Annotated in this window: 12 protein-coding genes; 4 read left to right on the forward strand and 8 right to left on the reverse strand. The window is 71.8% G+C overall.

The window, feature by feature from the left end; translation table 11 throughout:
• Positions 1 to 81: 81 nt before the first annotated feature.
• On the forward strand, positions 82 to 708 hold the full coding sequence (aroQ, locus tag ABZ622_RS29800) for a gamma subclass chorismate mutase AroQ (RefSeq protein ID WP_360548368.1): 627 nt from the start codon (positions 82 to 84) through the stop codon (positions 706 to 708).
• 103 nt (positions 709 to 811) lie between these two features.
• On the opposite strand, the gene ABZ622_RS29805 is transcribed toward aroQ, so the two are convergent.
• Entirely contained in the window at positions 812 to 2,320 is a 1,509-nt protein-coding gene (locus ABZ622_RS29805; protein ID WP_360548370.1) for a glutamate synthase subunit beta, read from the reverse strand.
• Positions 2,321 to 2,576: 256 nt separating this feature from the next.
• Here ABZ622_RS29805 and ABZ622_RS29810 point away from each other — a divergent pair, with 256 nt between their 5' ends.
• Positions 2,577 to 3,167, forward strand: coding sequence for a lytic polysaccharide monooxygenase auxiliary activity family 9 protein (locus tag ABZ622_RS29810; RefSeq protein WP_360548372.1), 591 nt, complete (start codon positions 2,577 to 2,579; stop codon positions 3,165 to 3,167).
• 107 nt (positions 3,168 to 3,274) lie between these two features.
• Here the strand turns inward: ABZ622_RS29810 and ABZ622_RS29815 are convergent, their stop codons facing one another.
• Together ABZ622_RS29815 and ABZ622_RS29820 are read right to left on the reverse strand one after the other, a co-directional pair.
• The gene (locus ABZ622_RS29815; RefSeq protein WP_360548374.1) at positions 3,275 to 4,963 is read right to left on the reverse strand and encodes a hypothetical protein; all 1,689 of its coding nucleotides are present in this window, start codon (positions 4,961 to 4,963) and stop codon (positions 3,275 to 3,277) included.
• 116 nt (positions 4,964 to 5,079) lie between these two features.
• Positions 5,080 to 8,433 (reverse strand): glycosyl hydrolase, encoded by a 3,354-nt coding sequence (locus tag ABZ622_RS29820; RefSeq protein ID WP_360548376.1) that lies wholly within the window; start codon positions 8,431 to 8,433, stop codon positions 5,080 to 5,082.
• Positions 8,434 to 8,657: 224 nt separating this feature from the next.
• Here ABZ622_RS29820 and ABZ622_RS29825 point away from each other — a divergent pair, with 224 nt between their 5' ends.
• On the forward strand, positions 8,658 to 9,674 hold the full coding sequence (locus ABZ622_RS29825; RefSeq protein WP_360548378.1) for a LacI family DNA-binding transcriptional regulator: 1,017 nt from the start codon (positions 8,658 to 8,660) through the stop codon (positions 9,672 to 9,674).
• A gap of 28 nt (positions 9,675 to 9,702) precedes the next feature.
• Here the strand turns inward: ABZ622_RS29825 and ABZ622_RS29830 are convergent, their stop codons facing one another.
• The 4 genes from ABZ622_RS29830 to ABZ622_RS29845 all read right to left on the reverse strand — a co-directional run bounded on the left by ABZ622_RS29830 (position 9,703) and on the right by ABZ622_RS29845 (position 14,242).
• Positions 9,703 to 10,575 (reverse strand): DMT family transporter, encoded by an 873-nt coding sequence (locus ABZ622_RS29830; RefSeq protein ID WP_360548380.1) that lies wholly within the window; start codon positions 10,573 to 10,575, stop codon positions 9,703 to 9,705.
• Positions 10,576 to 10,825: 250 nt separating this feature from the next.
• Complete coding sequence (locus ABZ622_RS29835; RefSeq protein WP_360548382.1) at positions 10,826 to 11,479, reverse strand: HD domain-containing protein; 654 nt, start codon at positions 11,477 to 11,479, stop codon at positions 10,826 to 10,828.
• Positions 11,480 to 11,535: 56 nt separating this feature from the next.
• Positions 11,536 to 12,654 carry an NAD(+)/NADH kinase gene (locus tag ABZ622_RS29840; RefSeq protein WP_360548384.1) on the reverse strand — a complete coding sequence of 373 codons (1,119 nt, stop codon included), beginning with the start codon at positions 12,652 to 12,654 and terminating at the stop codon, positions 11,536 to 11,538.
• 190 nt (positions 12,655 to 12,844) lie between these two features.
• Positions 12,845 to 14,242 (reverse strand): APC family permease, encoded by a 1,398-nt coding sequence (locus tag ABZ622_RS29845; protein WP_360548386.1) that lies wholly within the window; start codon positions 14,240 to 14,242, stop codon positions 12,845 to 12,847.
• Positions 14,243 to 14,601: 359 nt separating this feature from the next.
• Here ABZ622_RS29845 and ABZ622_RS29850 point away from each other — a divergent pair, with 359 nt between their 5' ends.
• On the forward strand, positions 14,602 to 14,919 hold the full coding sequence (locus tag ABZ622_RS29850) for a hypothetical protein (RefSeq protein ID WP_360548388.1): 318 nt from the start codon (positions 14,602 to 14,604) through the stop codon (positions 14,917 to 14,919).
• A 46-nt stretch (positions 14,920 to 14,965) separates the two neighbouring features.
• Here the strand turns inward: ABZ622_RS29850 and ABZ622_RS29855 are convergent, their stop codons facing one another.
• The gene (locus ABZ622_RS29855) at positions 14,966 to 15,562 is read right to left on the reverse strand and encodes a TetR family transcriptional regulator C-terminal domain-containing protein (RefSeq protein ID WP_360548390.1); all 597 of its coding nucleotides are present in this window, start codon (positions 15,560 to 15,562) and stop codon (positions 14,966 to 14,968) included.
• Positions 15,563 to 15,581 lie beyond the last annotated feature (19 nt).

Raw genomic sequence — 15,581 nt, forward strand, 5'->3', positions numbered from 1 at the left:
GACGAGAATTTCCGGTGAGGCCTGGACCACTCGATCCACCATGAATATGAATTATTAGTAATATCAATTCGAGGAGTTTTCGTGCGTCTCCCTTCGTCCTCGCGCCGCTCGATGACCGCCGCAATCGCGGCCGCGCTGCTCACCGGAGTGTGTGCCGCGGGCCCGCCCGCCACGGCCGCCGCGCTACCCGGCGGGACGGCCCAGGGGCCTCCGCCGCGCTCCGTCGCCGAGCTCTCCGCCCGGCGCCTCGCCACCGGCGGCCTGGTCGCCGCGGCCAAGCGGGGCACCGGCAGCCCGGTCGACGACCCCGACAGGGAGCGGCAGGTGCTGGATTCCGCGGCCGAGCGGGCCGGGGAGCTCGGCGCGGACCCACGGCTGACCAGGCTGGTCTTCCGCGACCAGATCGAGGCGAACAAGGCGGTGCAGCGCGGGCTGCACCGGCTGTGGCGCGACCACCCGTCCGAGGCACCGGCCGGGCGCCCCCGCCTCGATGACGTCCGCAAGGAGATCGACCGACTCAACGAGGCGCTCGTCCGGGCGGTCGCCGGCATGGCCCCCTACCGGCGGGCCGCTCCACTGTGCCGGGTGGCGCTGGCCGTCTCGGCGGGACGTGTGGGTCGCGAGAGGAATCTCGACGAGCTGCACTCGACCGCTCTGGCCGGTTCCTTGCAGTCCGTCTGTGGGAGCCGTCGGCAGAATGCCGGGTAATAATCGGCTTGAAGTACACGGCGCGTGAATGTTGAACGCGCCCCCAGTTCCAGGACCGCCGGCCCGCACAGCCCGTTCACGCAGCGGGTGCGCGGTCGGCGGGTCAAGCCACCAGGGGCCGGTCCTGCGGTGCGACCGGCGCCGGGAGCACTGTGGAGCCGCTCAGGTAGCGGTCCGTCGCGGCGGCGGCGGACCGTCCTTCCGCGATGGCCCACACCACGAGGGACTGACCGCGCCCCGCGTCACCGGCGATGAAGATCCCGCCCGTCCGGCGTCGGGCCGCACGCCCCGACGGATCCGCCGTCTCGGCCCCGAAGCCGGCGTTCCGGGCGAAGTTGCCCCGGCCATCCAGGGTGAGTCCGAGCTGCCGCGTCAGCCCCGTGTCGTGCTCGGGGCCGTAGAAGCCGAGTGCGAGCAGCACCAGATCTGCCGGGATGCCTCGTTCGGTGCCCGGAAGCGGCCTTCTGGCCTCCGGCTCCACTTCCGCGAGACGCAACTCGTGTACCCGCCCGGTCCGGTCGCCCTCGAAGCGGAGGGTGGCAGAGGCGAAGACCCGCGGGTCCGTGCCCTTGCGGCCCCGGGCCTCCTCATGGGCATGGGAGATCCGGTAGATCTTCGGGTGGACGGGCCAGGGTTCGCTGTCGGGCCGGTCGGCGCCGGGCTCGGGATTGATGTCCAACTGCACCACTGAGGCGGCCCCCTGGCGCAGTGCGGTGCCCATGCAGTCCGAGCCGGTGTCGCCTCCCCCGATGATCACCACGTGCTTGCCCTCGGCGGTGACGGCCGGGGCGTCGCAGTCGCCCTGGGTGACCCGGTTGGCCAGGGTCAGATAGTCCATGGCCTGGTGGATGCCGTGCAGCTTTCGGCCCGGCACGGGCAGCTCCCGTCGGCCGCGCGCGCCCACGGCGATGACGACCGCGTCGTGCCGCTCCATGAGCTCGGCGGCATCGAGGTCACTGCCGATCTCCACTCCCGTGCGGAATTTGGTGCCCTCCGCCCGCATCTGCTCGATGCGGCGGTCCAGGTGGCGTTTCTCCATCTTGAACTCGGGGATGCCGTAGCGCAGCAGTCCGCCGATGCGGTCGGCGCGTTCGTAGACGGCGACGGTGTGGCCGGTCCTGGTGAGCTGCTGCGCCGCGGCCAGACCGGCCGGACCGGAGCCGACGACGGCGACGGTCCTGCCGCTGAGCCGCTCGGGCGGCCGCGGTGCCGCGTATCCGCGTTCCCAGATCTGGTCGGCGATGGCCTGCTCGACGTTCTTTATGGTCACGGGGTCGGCGTTGATGGTCAGCACACAGGCGTCCTCGCACGGGGCCGGGCACAGGCGCCCGGTGAATTCCGGGAAGTTGTTCGTCGCGTGCAGCCGCTCGGCAGCAGCCTGCCAGTCCTCCCGTTTGGCGTACGTGTTCCACTCGGGGATGAGGTTTCCCAGTGGGCAGCCGCTGTGGCAGAACGGGATGCCGCAGTCCATGCAGCGCCCGGCCTGCTCCGACACCAGGGGGAGTCGCGCCTGTCCCGCGTAGACCTCGTTCCAGTCGCTCAGCCGTTCCTGGACGGGGCGTCCCGGGACGGGTCGTCGGGGGAACTTGAGGAAGCCATGTGGGTCGTTCATGGGCCGCCTCCATCGCTCACTCGCGGTGCACAGGCGTTTTTGTCAGCCTACGCCCGCTTTGCCGCACGGCCCAGCGTGCCGACGGCCCGTCCGGCCCGGCCGGGGCCGTCACCGGCCGGCCACCCTGCGGCTCGCCAATGGTATGGACATGATCAATCACCCTGACTAATCTCGAAGTTGGTCTAGACCTAGTGGGGTGGAGCGCGTCCTCCCCACTCGTCACGCAGCGCCCCCACACCTCCCTCAGGAGCGAAGCATGCGCAGAAGGATCACCTCGTTGGTACTCGGCCTCGGGATCGCCGGAGCCTCCCTCCTCGTCACCACCGGCAGCGCCCAGAGCCACGGCTACACCGACGCTCCCGTCAGCCGTCAGCAGCTCTGCGGCAACGGCACCGTGCGCAACTGCGGCCAGATCCAGTGGGAGCCGCCGAGCGTGGAGGGTCCGAAGGGCTTCCCCGCCCGCGGCCCGGTCGACGGCACCATCTGCGCCGGTGGCAACGGCCGGTTCTCCGAGCTCGACGACCCGCGTGGCGGTGCCTGGCCCGCGACGAAGGTCACCGGCGGCCAGAGCTACACCTTCCGCTGGCGCATCGAGGCCCGGCACGCCACGACCGACTTCCGCTACTACATCACCAAGGACGGCTACGACCCCGCCAAGCCCCTCACCAGGGCCGACCTGGATCCGCAGCCGTTCCTGACCGTGCCCTTCGGCGGCCGCCTGCCGGGGTCCACCGTGACCCACGCCGGAGTCCTGCCGCAGAAGTCGGGCAAGCATCTGATCCTCGGCGTCTGGACGATCGCCGACACCGGCAACGCGTTCTACGCCTGCTCGGACGTCACCTTCTGACGCAGGGCCGCCGCCACGAGCCGGCGGGGGTTCGGTCCGTACGGCGGGTGCCGGGCACGCAGCGTGCCCGGCACCTGCACGTCGAACGGTTCTCCGGTCCGGAACCGCTACGGCGTCGCCGCTCCGACACCGGTGACGGGGCCCTCGATGAACACCGGGGACGGGCCGGCCTCCAACGTGAGGCGTCCGTCCGTCGGTTGCCTCACGGAACGCCGGCCCCAGGAGTCGACCAGGGTGACCGGGCCGGTCGCCGAGACCGTGAGGTCGCGGGCGGTGGTCGCCCACACCACACGGGTCGTGCCGCCGCCGGTGAAGCGTACGGAGTGGGCCGGTGCGGCCACCGCGTCGTCACCGGCGTATGTCTTGCCGCCGAGCATCCGGGCCACCACCGCCTGGGCGACCGCGGCCGGCTTCGGGGCGTTGGCGGTGACCGAGACCGGGTTCCCGGTGGTGGGGGTCACGGGCTGCCGGAGCATCCCGAAGTTGTTTTCCGTCGAGGTGGGGTCGCTGCCGTCGTTGACCAGGTCGTACCAGTAGACCCGGGTCACACCGTTGGCCAGGCCGGTGGCGTACAGCCGGATCAGGTTGTCGGCCTGCTGGCGTTCGGTGGTGCCGTGGCCGGTGTCGGTGGGCCAGCCCATCTCGCTGAGGACGATCGGCTTGTCCTGGCCACCGTTGGCGGCGCGAATCCGCTGCCGCAGTCCGGCGATGGTGTCGCCGGTGCTGCCCAGCCACTCCGGCCCGCCGGGGAAGTGGTAGGGGTGGACGCTGTAGGCGTCCATCGCCTTCAGGCCGCCGCGGTCGATCAGGTCCGGCGCGAAGCACTTACTGCCGTCCGCGGGGGTGCAGTTGGCGATGCCGATGGTCGACGGGCCGACGACCTCGGCGCCCGGGTCCGCGGCCTTCACGGCCTGGTGGACCCCTTTGAGCACCTCCAGATAGCAGGCGGCGGTCCGCCCGCAGGCGCTGTTGTTGAAGGTGCCCGCGTTGTACTCGTTCAGCACCTCGACGTTGCTCAGGCCGTAGTGCTCGACCACCGCGGCCGCGAATTTCCCGAAGGCGGCGATGCCCTCCGGGGTGCTCGGCGTCCGGCCGTTGTCGTACAGGGAGTTGGCGCCGTTCGCGATGATCATCGGGGTGATGCCCAGTTCGCGGGCGTGGGTCATCGTGTTGGTGAAGTCGGCCGGGAAGGTGTAGCTGCCCTTCGTGGTCTCGAACCGGTTCCACCAGGCGTCCTCGCGGATGTGGGCGATGCCCGTCTTCCGTGCCTCGTCCAGCACGTTCAGACCCCAGCCCGCCCGTCCGATGTGCACGGCGGCGCCGAACGGTGAGGAAGGGCCGACCGCGCTGTCCGGGACGGGTTCGATGACGGCGAACGAGGTGCGCAGGTCGGTCGGGTCGGGGGCGGCGCCCGCGTGCAGGGTGAGTTCGAAGTAGCCGGGGGCGAGGTCGGCCACGGGGATGCTGGCTTTCCCTCCGGAGAGCCAGCTGGTGCCGCCGCGCACCCGGACGCCCTGTTCGTCGGTGATCGCCCAGGACACCGAGGCCGCGGATGATCCGAACTCCACCGCGCCCCGCCCCTGTTGGAAGATCAGGCTCGGGGAGGTGACGGACAGGGTGTGCGCCGCGGCCGGGGCGGACGGGGGGATCGCCACGATCAGGGTCAGTGCCAGGGCCGGCGCGAGAGCGAGCGCCGGCACACGGGCGAAGGCCGAGCGACGTCTCGGGCCCGGCCGGATGCTACGCGGGCGCCGGGTGCCGGCGGGATCGCCGGTGCCGGGGACGGTCTGGGTCATGGTGGTTCGCCTCTCGCTGCTGAGGGTCGGTGTGATGCTCGTCAGGAACGACGGGCCGGTGGGCGCCGGGTCTCGCGGCGCCCACCAGCCCGGTGGCGGTTCGGTGGGCCCGGGGGTCAGCGGGTCAGCTGCACCTGCTGATAGCGCACCAGCTTCCAGTTGTTGAGCCCGTCGCCCCAGGTCTGCCATCCGTCGAGACCGAGCGAGCGGTAGTTGTCCCGCTGCACACCGTCGTTCTTGTTGACCGTCAGGGTCAGCGAGAACGCGGGATCCGCGGGCGACAGCGGGGCGATCCGCTTCCACGGCACGGCGACCAGGTAGGTCGTGGTGCCGGCCTCCTCGTCGCGGGCCACTCGGACATCTGTGCCCGCCACCGGCCCCACCGGGTAGTCCTTCGGCAGGGATTCGACGAAGACACCCGGCCCCTCGGTCACGGTGTCACCGGCGTAGAGCATGTACCAGTCGGCGCCCCAACGCCCGAGCCCCTCCCCCGGTCTGCCCGGCTGCACCCCGATGCCGATGCTGTCACCGGCGGGCAGCCAGGCCACCTTCTGTGCCGTCCGGTGGTCCTTCTCCCGGACGACCGCGGATACGTAGAGGTTCTTGTCGTCCCAGGTCGCCCACATGTCGCCGTCGGCGACGCCGGGTTCGATGCCGCTGTACGAGCCGACCTCGGAGAGGTCCACCTTCGGGACGTTGCCCAGGCCGGTGAGTCTGCCGTTCACCAGGTGCGGGGTGGCCCTGGCGATCGGGCTGAAGCCGAAGGAGTCGCTGTCCCGTGCGGTGCGTCCGTCCGCGAGTCTGGCGGTCACGCCGACGGGCTTGACGACGTAGGCGGCTGCTCCTTCGACGGCGGTGCGGAAGGTGCGGGTGGCCAGCGGCGGGACCGTACCGCCGCCGAGGCCCCGGCCCGCGATCGTTCCGGTGAGGTCTCCGAAGGACCAGTCGATGCCGGTCACCCCGGCCGGTGTGTCCGGCGAGTGGTTGGTGACGGTCACCGCGAGCCGGTCGGTGCGGGTGGCGCCCTTCACCGACATCTCCGGGGACACGTCGACCGTCACCGGTTCCGCCGTCACCCGCGTGCCGGTCGCGACCGCACCGGCCCGCTTCCCGTCCAGCGTGACCGCTGCGGCCGCACCGCGGTTGCCCGGCGTGTCACCGGCCGGAATCTTCAGCACGGCACTCGCCCGTCGGCCGGGGGCCGCGGAGACGGTGACCCGCTCGCCCTCGACCTCGAAGACCGCGGTGCGCCTGCGGACGGACGCCCCGTGCCCGGTGGCCCGGTTGTCGAGTGTGGCGGTCACCGGAATCTCCGTGCCGGCCGCGATGTCCTGGGGTGCGGACAGCGACAGCAGCGGCGACTCCTCGACCTTGTCCGCCGCGGCCCGCAGATAGACCGGGGCGCCGGTGGCCGTGAGGTGCACCCAGCCGTCCACCGGCTCCAGGACCCGCTCACCGCCGAGCATGTCCACCACGGTGACGGGCTTCCCGGTCCGCACCCGGACCGGCTTGCCGGTGCGGTCGCTGCTCCACATGGCCGTGGTCACGGCGCCGCCGCCGGGTGAGCCGGCCGCGGACCGGAAGGTGTAGGCGTGCAGGCCCGGGTCGCCGGTGTGCAGCCGGCCGGTGAACCTTGCCTCGGTGAGTTCGCGGGCAGTGGTGGAGTAGGCGAGGTAGGCGGGCTTCGGGTTGAGGCCGTTGGCCTCCGGGCCCGTCTTGCGCAGCAGTCCGAAGTTGTGTTCCCCGTTGCTCGGACCGTTGCCGTCGTTGATCAGGTCGTACCAGTAGTAGCGGGCGACACCCGCGGCCTTGGCCGCGAGCAGGGCGCGCGCGGTGGCCTGTGCCTGGGTCTGCTCGTCGACGCCGATGCCGTCCCGGTCGGCGGAGGTCCAGCCCTGCTCGGTGATCCAGATGGGCAGTTCCCTGCCGTCGTTGTACTGACGCATCAGCTTCTTGAGGCCCGCGATGTCGAGCTCGACGCCCTCGGGGTCGCCCGGGGCGCGGTAGGGGTGGATGGAGATCGCGTCCATGTGCTTGAGCCCGCCGAGCTTGAACAGCTCCTCGAACCAGTCCAGTGGCACCTTGAACGACGAGGCACCGACCACGGTGATCTTCGGGTCGGCCGCCTTTACCCCCGAGTACGCGGCAGCCAACATCTTGGCGTAGCACTTCGCGCTCTGCGAGCACACCCCGTTGGAGAAGCCGCCGTAGTACTCGTTCCAGACCTCCAGCGATTCGATCCGGCCGCCGGCCTTCTCCGCGACCTGCCCGGCGTACTTCCCGAACGCCTGGTACGCCTCGTCGGTGCTCGGGATGTTGCCGTAGTCGGAGTTGCCGAAGCCCAGCAGCATCAGGCCGTTCTGGCCGCGCGCGCCGAAGTCCGCGGTGACGCGTTCACTGGCCTCGGGCCACTGGTACTCGCCCTTGGGGTGCTCGATGCTGCTCCAGTAGACGGAGTCGACGCGCAGTGCGTCGGCCCCGGCGCGGGCGGCGAGCCTGGTGCTGTCGTCCCAGGCGTCGCCGGGGGCGGAGCGGTGGTGGTGGTTGACGCCGAAGAAGGAGTCGGTGGTGCGCTTCGGGTCGGGCCCGGGGTGCTGCACCGCGAAACCGGCGGTGCGGGCGACCGGGGCCCCGTCCGCGGCGGTCCCGCGAAGTGTCAACGTGTAGTAGCCCAGGGGCAGTTCACCTGCGTCCACGGAGCCTTGGCGGGTTGCGGGGTCGATGGCGGCGGCCCCCTGCCGCACGGTGCGGCCCCGGTAGTCGCGGACGCTCCAGGGCACGGAGCGGTCGCGGGCGGACAGGACCCCGAAGGTGGCCCGCTCGCCCGGGTCGAAGAGGTTGCCGGGGGTCGTCACATCGACCTGCACGTCATCGGTGTCGACCGGGGACGGCTCGAAGGCGTAACGGGCGAAGCAGACCGGCTTCTCGCTGGACCCCATGTCCTGCGCCCAGGTGGCAATGCGCATGTCCCGCCCGTACTGGCCGCCGGCGAACGCCCCGTCCGGGATGTAGAAGTGCGCGGTCTTCCAGGTGTTGGTGCCGGTCGTCCGCACGATCCGTGAGGTGCGCCACGGGTTCGCGCCCGCGTCGTAGACCAGCGCGAACTTGGTTCCCGGCGCGTCGAAGTAGTCGATGTCGACGGCCGCGTGGTTCACCCCCTCGTGTTTGAGGCGGGCGTCCAGGGTGACGTACAGGTACTGACTGGGGCGGCCGGGGCCGATCTCCCAGCAGTCCCGGCCGCCGTACGTGTTGGCGTTGGCGCTCGCCTCGTCGCTGCCGGGGGACGCATCGACGGTGACGTTCCGGGCCTCAAGCGTGCTTCCGAGCACGGCGGTTGCCGAGTTGTCGCCGTCCGCGACGGCTCCGGCTCGCTCCGCGGAGGCGGCGGCCGGGCCGAAGGCCAGGAGGCCGAGCAGCGTGGCGAAGGCCACCGCCGCTCGGGGCAGGCGTCTGCGTGGTCGATGTCGCATGGCGTGAAACTCCCTGATCATCGGGCGCGGGGTGCCGCGCGGAGTACTGCGCGCGGTCACTGCGGAGTGCCTTGCCGCACTGGCCCCGAGGCAGCTCCGGGCCGTTGCGCAACCGCTTGCTCAAGCGCGGCACAGACTGGTCCCGCGAACAAAGCCTGTCAAGGGTTCACACAGGAACCAACGGAATTGCACAAGCAGTTGCGCATCGCGGCTAGGCTGAGGCCATGACGGAACGGGGCAGGGTCACACTGAGCGATGTCGCGGCGGTCGCCGGGGTGTCGCTCTCCACGGCATCAAGGGCGTTGAACGGCGGCGGCCGGGTCTCGACGGCGACCAGATCGCGCATCGCGGAGGCCGCGCGCAGACTCGACTTCCGTCCCAACGCCCTGGCCCAGTCCTTCGCGTTGGGGCGGAGCCGGACGATCGGCATTCTCGCCCAGAATGCCCGGGGCGCGTTCACCGAGCCGGTGCTGGTCGGGGCGGTCACCCACCTGGGCAGCCGGGAGCAGGCGTGTCTGCTCTACGACACCGGCTTCGACCCGGACACGATGGCCGAGAGCGTCCGCAGAATGCTGGCCCGGCGCGTGGACGGGCTGCTGGTGCTCGGTGACGGCCTCCGGACCGAATTGCGCTCCGTCACGGCCGAGTTCTCCGTCCCGGTCGCCTACGCCTACGGGCTCACCGACCGGGAGGGCGACTCCTGTTACGTCCCCGACAGCCGGATGGCCGGGAGGCTGGCGGGCGAGCACCTGCTGTCGCTGGGCAGGCGGCGCATCGCGCACATCACCGGCGAGGTGGCCGACACCGCCACGTCGGGGCGCGAGCAGGGGCTGCTGGCCACGCTCGCCGATGCCGGGCTGCCGCCCGCGGCCGACACGCTCCGGGGCGACTGGAGCCGGGCCTGGGGGGTCACCGCCTGTCGCAGGCTGATCGGGTCCGGCGCCCGGTTCGACGCCGTGTTCTGCGGCAACGACCAGATAGCGCTGGGCGCCGAGTCCGTGCTACGGCAGTCGGGAAGGCGTGTCCCGGACGATGTCGCGCTGGTCGGTGTGGACAACTGGGAGTACGTGATCAGCGGTCAGAGCACCCGCCATCTGACCACTGTGGACACCGGGTTGGCCGCGTTGGGCGCCGCGGCCGCCGCTCAGGTGGCCGACGGGCGCGAAGCCCCCGGGACGCACGCCCATCCGTGCACGCTGGTGGTCGGCGCGACGACGGCCGGACCACAGTCGCAGCACTGAGCCGGTCCGCCCGGCGCCGGCCCCGCGGTCAGTCGGCGGCGGCGAGCCGGGCGGCCGGCTGGACGGTGACGAGGGCGATGCCCCCGCAGCACGCGGCGAGGAGCAGCAGCTCCGCCATGGACGGGGCGGACGCGGTGCCGAGTGCCCAGTCGCCCAGGCGCACGGTGAAGGGAACGGCCAGTTGCACGGCGGCCGTGAAGACCGGCCCGCGCGACAGGATGAGCCGGTGCTGCACGAGGTAGGCGGGTGCGTACACGGCCGCGCCGAGCACGACCGTGCCGCCGATCGCGGCGGGGGTCGGGGGGTGGGAGATCAGCGCGGGCAGCGCCATCGGGAGCAGCAGGCAGGTGGCGGCCGCGAGCAGTACGGGCAGCACGGCGAGCGGCGGCAGCCCCGACAGCCGCTGCCGGTACAGGAATCCGTACCCGGCGAAGGCCACGGTCGCCGCCGCCACGAGCAGCAGCCCCACCCCGTCGGCGTCGCCCGCGTCCGCACCGAGTGCCGCGTATCCGACGGCCGCGGCGCAGGCGAGCACCGCCCCGGCGACCTTGCGCGGGCCGGAGCGCTCGCCGAAGAACAACGCACCCACGGCGACCGAGGCACAGGGCATCAGCGCGACGACGAGATTGGTGAGCGAGGTCCCGATGCGCGGGATGGCGAGGAGGGTTCCCGCCGCGTACCCGGCGAAGCCGAGCAGACCCAGCAGCCATACGGTGCCCGGCCCGGCGGCGGCCCGGCGCAGGTCGGCCCGGCCTTCCGCGGTGGCGGCGGCGACGGCGGTGAGGACCAGGCAGCACACTGCGGTGCGGCCCACTGCGACGATCAGCGGATCGGTCCCGGTGACCAGGGCGCCGGAGAGCAGCCAGGTTCCGGCGAGCAGCAGTACGAGGACGGCCGGCATCGCACGCCCTTTCCGTGGACGGTGGAGGAACGGGCAGCGGGCGCGGAGCCGTTCGGCCGCCGGACCGTCCGCGTGACCGAGGTGTCCTTCGGGGCCGCTGGACCGGCCCGTGGCGCACCGGGCACCTCCGCGCAGTCACTTTCCTGTAGGCGCCAACTATAACGACGGGCGCCTGCTCCACCAGGGCTACTGCCGGGGTACCGCGAGGGCGGGCCTGCTCCTCCCCGTCACGGCGGGCGAGCGCCGAACCTCACTCCGGCCAGGCGGAGTCCAGGATGGTGTCCACGAAGTTGCCCCGCTCGAACCCGGACACATATCGCTCCAGGACGTCGGCCTTCACATTGCCGAAAGTGGTGTCCGGCTTGGGTTCGATGCCTTCGGTGAAGGCCTTGAGGATGCGGCGCTTGAAGTCGGGGCGGGGGTGGAGGGCGACGATCGCCGCCCGGTCCGCGTCGCTGATGTCGTGGTACCCGATGCCCAGTACGTCGTACTCGACACCGGCCGTCAGAAGTGCGACCTCGGGCTCCATGAACGAGGGGATGCCCGGCGTCGTGTGGAGCGCGATCGCCGTCCAGACCCGGCGGACGCCGTCCTCGGGCACCCCGTGGCTCCGCAGGAACCGCCGTGCCTCGTCGGCGCCGTCCACCTCGAACCGGCGGCCGCTGGCCCGGTACTCCTCGCTGAGGCCGAGATCGTGGAACATGGCCGCGACGTAGAGCAGTTCCGGGTCGAAGCCGAGCCCGCCGTTGCGTCCCTGGAGGACGCCGAAGCAGTAGACGCGGCGGGAGTGGTGGTAGATCAGGTCGTCGGTGGTGTCCCGGACCAGCTGGGTTGCGGCGGAGGCCAGTTCGGTATCGGGAATCACCACTGCGGTGCGGGCGGAAGGATCGGCGCTGCCGGGCATGGGAGCTCCTTCGTCGTGGGGGCTTCGGCGTGGGGCTTCGGCCCTGCGGCCCGGGTTCACGGGCGGGATCCGGGTGGCACCCGGGTCCCGCCCGGTCGGGCGCCGTCGGCCTCGTCCCGGTCCGCCGGGGTGAGGTGGAGGTGGGCCAGGTCGTGCGGGACCGGTCCGTCGGGGCGGAAGAGGGGCGCGCTCGCCCCGTCGGCCGCCGTGGCCGGGGCGTCGGTGAGGCGGAGGCGGGTGCGCAGCCGTCCGTAGAAGTCGTGCGGGCCGAGCCTGATGACCCGGAGGCGGCGCGGTGCCGCGTATACCCCAACCCAGTCCCCGGCGTCGAGCACGCCGCGCAGCTGGCCGTCGATGGTCACCGCGCCCTGCCCCGAGTGCGGCAGGACCCGGACGGCGATCGGTTCGTCGGCCGCGGCGACCACGGTGCGGTCGAAGGTCATGTGTGCCGCCACGGGTGTGAACAGGACGGCGTCCATGCGTGGCGAGACCACCGGTCCGCCCGCGGCGAAGCTGTAGGCGGTCGAGCCGGTGGGGGTGGCCATGATGACCGCGTCGGCCGAGTACGAGGCGAGGAGCCGGCCGCCGATGTACACCCCGAGGCTCACCTGCCGGTCGCGGGCGAGCTTCTCCACGACGACGTCGTTGAGCGCGGTGACGTCCAGTGCCACGCCCCAGTCCTCCGCCGCGGCCTCCGCGTCGGGGTCCACGTGCGGGGGCGGCAGCATCGGGCGTCGTCCGTAGCCCATCAGGGCGTCGATGTCCTTGGGCACTTCGAGTACGCGGGAGGCCCGCATGGTCAGGGTCATGCGTTCCTCGACCGCCGCACGGCCCCGGTGGACGGCGTCGAGCGCCCGGACCACGTCCTTCGCCGGGACCTCGGTGAGGAAGCCGACGCGGCCCAGGTCGATCCCGAGGACGGCGCCGTCGTTCTTGGCGGCGATCCGGGCGCCGCGCAGGAACGTCCCGTCGCCGCCGAGCGTCACGATGAGATCGGGGTTGCCCGCGACATCGGCCTCCTCGCGCCCGCCGCGCCTGCGTTCGTCGTCGCGCCACACGTCGATGTCGGTGCACGGGACGCCTTCGCGGACACACCAGTCGCGTACGACGCCCGCCGCGACGACAGCCTCGGGGCGGCCCTGGTGTACGACGACTCCGACCCGTTCCACACTCATCGCGCTCCGACTCCCCGTGTTCCGACGGCGGACTGCCCTCACCCCACTGTGCGGGAGCCGGGGGCGGGTCCGCCCGTCGTCGGGCCGAAGCGGCGGCCGGTCGGGCGACCGGGCGCGGAAGAACATGTGTCCGGCCCGCCCGCGGACGGTCACCGCCGACGGGCCGTACACGGCACGGAACGCGTCCGGGTCAGGACTGCGCGTCCTCCGGAATGCTGACCAGCCAGCGGGTCTCCTTGCGGGGCCGCAGGTAGAACGCCCAGTAGAGCGTGGCGACCGCGGTGATCCCCCCGGTCCACAGCAGGTACTCGGTCTCCTGCTGGGTGAGGATGTACGCCAGCACCGCGATCAGCAGCACCGGGATCGCGGGCCACAGCGGCATGCGCCAGGCCGGCGCCCGGCGGTGGGCGCCGCGGCGGCAGAGCAGCGCGGCGACGGCGACCAGCAGGTACATCGCGGTGACGGAGACACCGGTGACGCCGTACAGGGTGTCGAGGTTGACGAAGCAGAGCGCCGCGCCGGGGACGCCGACGACCAGGGTGGCGACCCACGGGGAGCCGAACCGGCCGAGGCGGGTCAGGGCGTTGTTGACCGGTCCGGGCCAGGCCTTGTCACGGGCGGAGGCGAACAGCACCCGCGAGTTCTGGATGACCATCACGATGCCGGCGTTGATGATCGCGAGGGCGACGCAGAGGCTGACGAAGGTCCCGACCGCCGAGTTGGACCAGGTGGCGACCATGGTGTTGAGGTCGCCCGAGGTCAGGGCCGCCAGGTCGGGGGCGCCGAGTGTGATGGCGATGACCGGGACGAGGATGACCGCGGTGGAGATGGCGAGGGTGGCGAGCACGGTGCGGGCCACGTTGCGCCGCGGGTTCTCCAGCTCCTCCGAGAGATAGACGGCGGTGGAGAAACCCCGGGTGATGAAGAGGGCGATGGCGAGCCCGGAGACCACCATCATCGCGGTGACGGTCGAGCTCCCGCCGCCCGACGGGGCGACCGTGCCGTGCACCAGAGCCGAGGCGCCGCGCTCGGAGTGGGCGAAGCCGAGCACGGCGACGACGGCCGCCGCGATCACTTCGAGGACGAGGAAGATGCCGGTGATCCACGCGTTGGCGCGCAGGTCCAGCAGACCGGCGAGGGTGGCGAGCACCATCACGCCGGCGCCCGCGACGGAGGCCGGGATGTGCACGATGGGGGCGAGGTAGTCGGCCGTACCCATGGCAATGACCGGGGGCACGATCATCACGACCAGCAGCGAGAGCACGAAGACGAGCCACCCGGCGAGCCGCCCAGCCATCGTCGACACCATGGCGTACTCACCGCCGGCACTGGGAATGAGCGTGCCCAGCTCCGAGTAGCAGAAGGCGACCGCGATGCAGAGCAGCGAGCCGATGGCGATGGTGAGGGCGGTGTACGTGCCGAGGCTGGAGAACAGGTCCGGGACGACCACGAAGAGGGTCGAGGCGGGCGTCACGCAGGACAGCGTGAGCAGTGTTCCGCCCACGACGCCGATGGAACGCTTGAGCTTCTGTGGAGTGGGGCCGGTCGCTGGTGCGAGCGCCTGGGGAGCGCTGAGCGTTTCGGTCATCGTGCGGTTCCGATCAACAGGTGCGGTGTCCGAGCACGGGAGCGGTATCGCCTCCAGACGAGGACGTGGTGAGTGGTTTCGGCGCTCCCAGCGCGACATGCAATCCTGACGTGTTCCGCAGGTCAAGAGGTGTTCACCTTCGGAATTCGTTGTTCCGAGGGGCCGATCCGACGATTTGGGCGCTAACAGCGCGTCAATGCCCGGAGATCGGGAGTGCGGGAACCGCAGCCCGGCCCGTTGGAAAGTTTCCCCCATTTCCAGCATCCGGAAGGGGGAGCGGTGTCCTGGGCGGGCGGGGTGCAGTCCGGGCGCCGGGCCTGCGGGTCGCGGATCGGCGGTGTTGGTGCCAGCCTGGAGTCATGGCTTGGGCGTCGTGGACGACTTGCGGTGTGTTCTCGGGGCGCGGTGGCGTGCTCACGGACGAGGTCGGTGTGCTGTCCGGGGACCTGACCGTTCACACGACTTGGGCGGACGACACGGCCCAGGTCACTGTGCAGTACACCGGTGCGATCGACTGGTTCACCATGTCGGGCAGTCCGGTCTCGTGCTGTTCGGAGGAGGACAGCCGTCGACTGCACGACGCGGTGGTGCGGTCGGTCCGGGACGGGGCGGCGGCGACCGTGCCCGTACTGCCCCGCTCCGAGCCGCGGCAGGCGGCACAACCCGCCCCGGAGTGAAGCGGCGGAGTCGCCCGGCGGCGGCACCGGCATCCCCGCTGCGGGGTCACCCGGCGGCGATGGCACCGGCTTTCCCGCCGGAGCCGCGGAGCGCCGCGGCGACCAGCCCCGCGATCTCGTCCCTGGGCACCACTCCCCCACCGCCCACCAGCCGGTCGAAGACGAGTCCGTCCACGCAGGCCAGCAGTGTGAGCGTGCGGCCGTCGGCGTCGGCGACGCCCTCTGCGCGCAGGAACGCCCGCACCGCGTCACGGGCCGCGTTCTGCCGCGGTACGAGAATCTCGCGCAGTTCCGGGTGGCGCACGCTCTCGACCGCGCAGGCGTAGCGGGCGAGCGACCGCTGCCGCCCCTCACCGGTCAGCCGCCGTTCGACGAAGCCGGCGAGTCCTTCCGTCAGTTCGGCGGCGGCGCGCGGCACCTGCGCCTGCTCGCCGGCCGCCTGCAATTCCGCCTGGTCCAGTGCCACGAGCCGCCGGACGAGCGCGGTGAGCAGCGCCTGACGGGTGCGGAAGTACGCCGAGGTGGTGCCCGGCGGCAGGGCGGCCGCCCGGTCCACGGCCCGGTGGGTCAGGCCCCGCATCCCCTCTTCGGCCAGCACATGGATGGCGGCATCGGCGAGGGCGGTACGTCGGTCTGTGGTCACCACCTCTTTCTACACCTGT

Origin of the sequence: Streptomyces sp. NPDC007164 (genome assembly GCF_040634135.1) — a bacterium.
Classification (GTDB): Bacteria; Actinomycetota; Actinomycetes; order Streptomycetales; family Streptomycetaceae; genus Streptomyces; species Streptomyces sanglieri.

Bases quoted from the DNA above. Each gene is read 5' to 3' on its own strand.
- ABZ622_RS29805 (WP_360548370.1), bottom strand. From the start codon at position 2,320: ATGAACGACCCACATGGCTTCCTCAAGTTCCCCCGACGACCCGTCCCG.
- ABZ622_RS29810 (WP_360548372.1), top strand. From the start codon at position 2,577: ATGCGCAGAAGGATCACCTCGTTGGTACTCGGCCTCGGGATCGCCGGA.
- ABZ622_RS29815 (WP_360548374.1), bottom strand. From the start codon at position 4,963: ATGACCCAGACCGTCCCCGGCACCGGCGATCCCGCCGGCACCCGGCGC.
- ABZ622_RS29820 (WP_360548376.1), bottom strand. From the start codon at position 8,433: ATGCGACATCGACCACGCAGACGCCTGCCCCGAGCGGCGGTGGCCTTC.
- ABZ622_RS29825 (WP_360548378.1), top strand. From the start codon at position 8,658: ATGACGGAACGGGGCAGGGTCACACTGAGCGATGTCGCGGCGGTCGCC.
- ABZ622_RS29830 (WP_360548380.1), bottom strand. From the start codon at position 10,575: ATGCCGGCCGTCCTCGTACTGCTGCTCGCCGGAACCTGGCTGCTCTCC.
- ABZ622_RS29835 (WP_360548382.1), bottom strand. From the start codon at position 11,479: ATGCCCGGCAGCGCCGATCCTTCCGCCCGCACCGCAGTGGTGATTCCC.
- ABZ622_RS29840 (WP_360548384.1), bottom strand. From the start codon at position 12,654: ATGAGTGTGGAACGGGTCGGAGTCGTCGTACACCAGGGCCGCCCCGAG.
- ABZ622_RS29845 (WP_360548386.1), bottom strand. From the start codon at position 14,242: ATGACCGAAACGCTCAGCGCTCCCCAGGCGCTCGCACCAGCGACCGGC.
- ABZ622_RS29850 (WP_360548388.1), top strand. From the start codon at position 14,602: ATGGCTTGGGCGTCGTGGACGACTTGCGGTGTGTTCTCGGGGCGCGGT.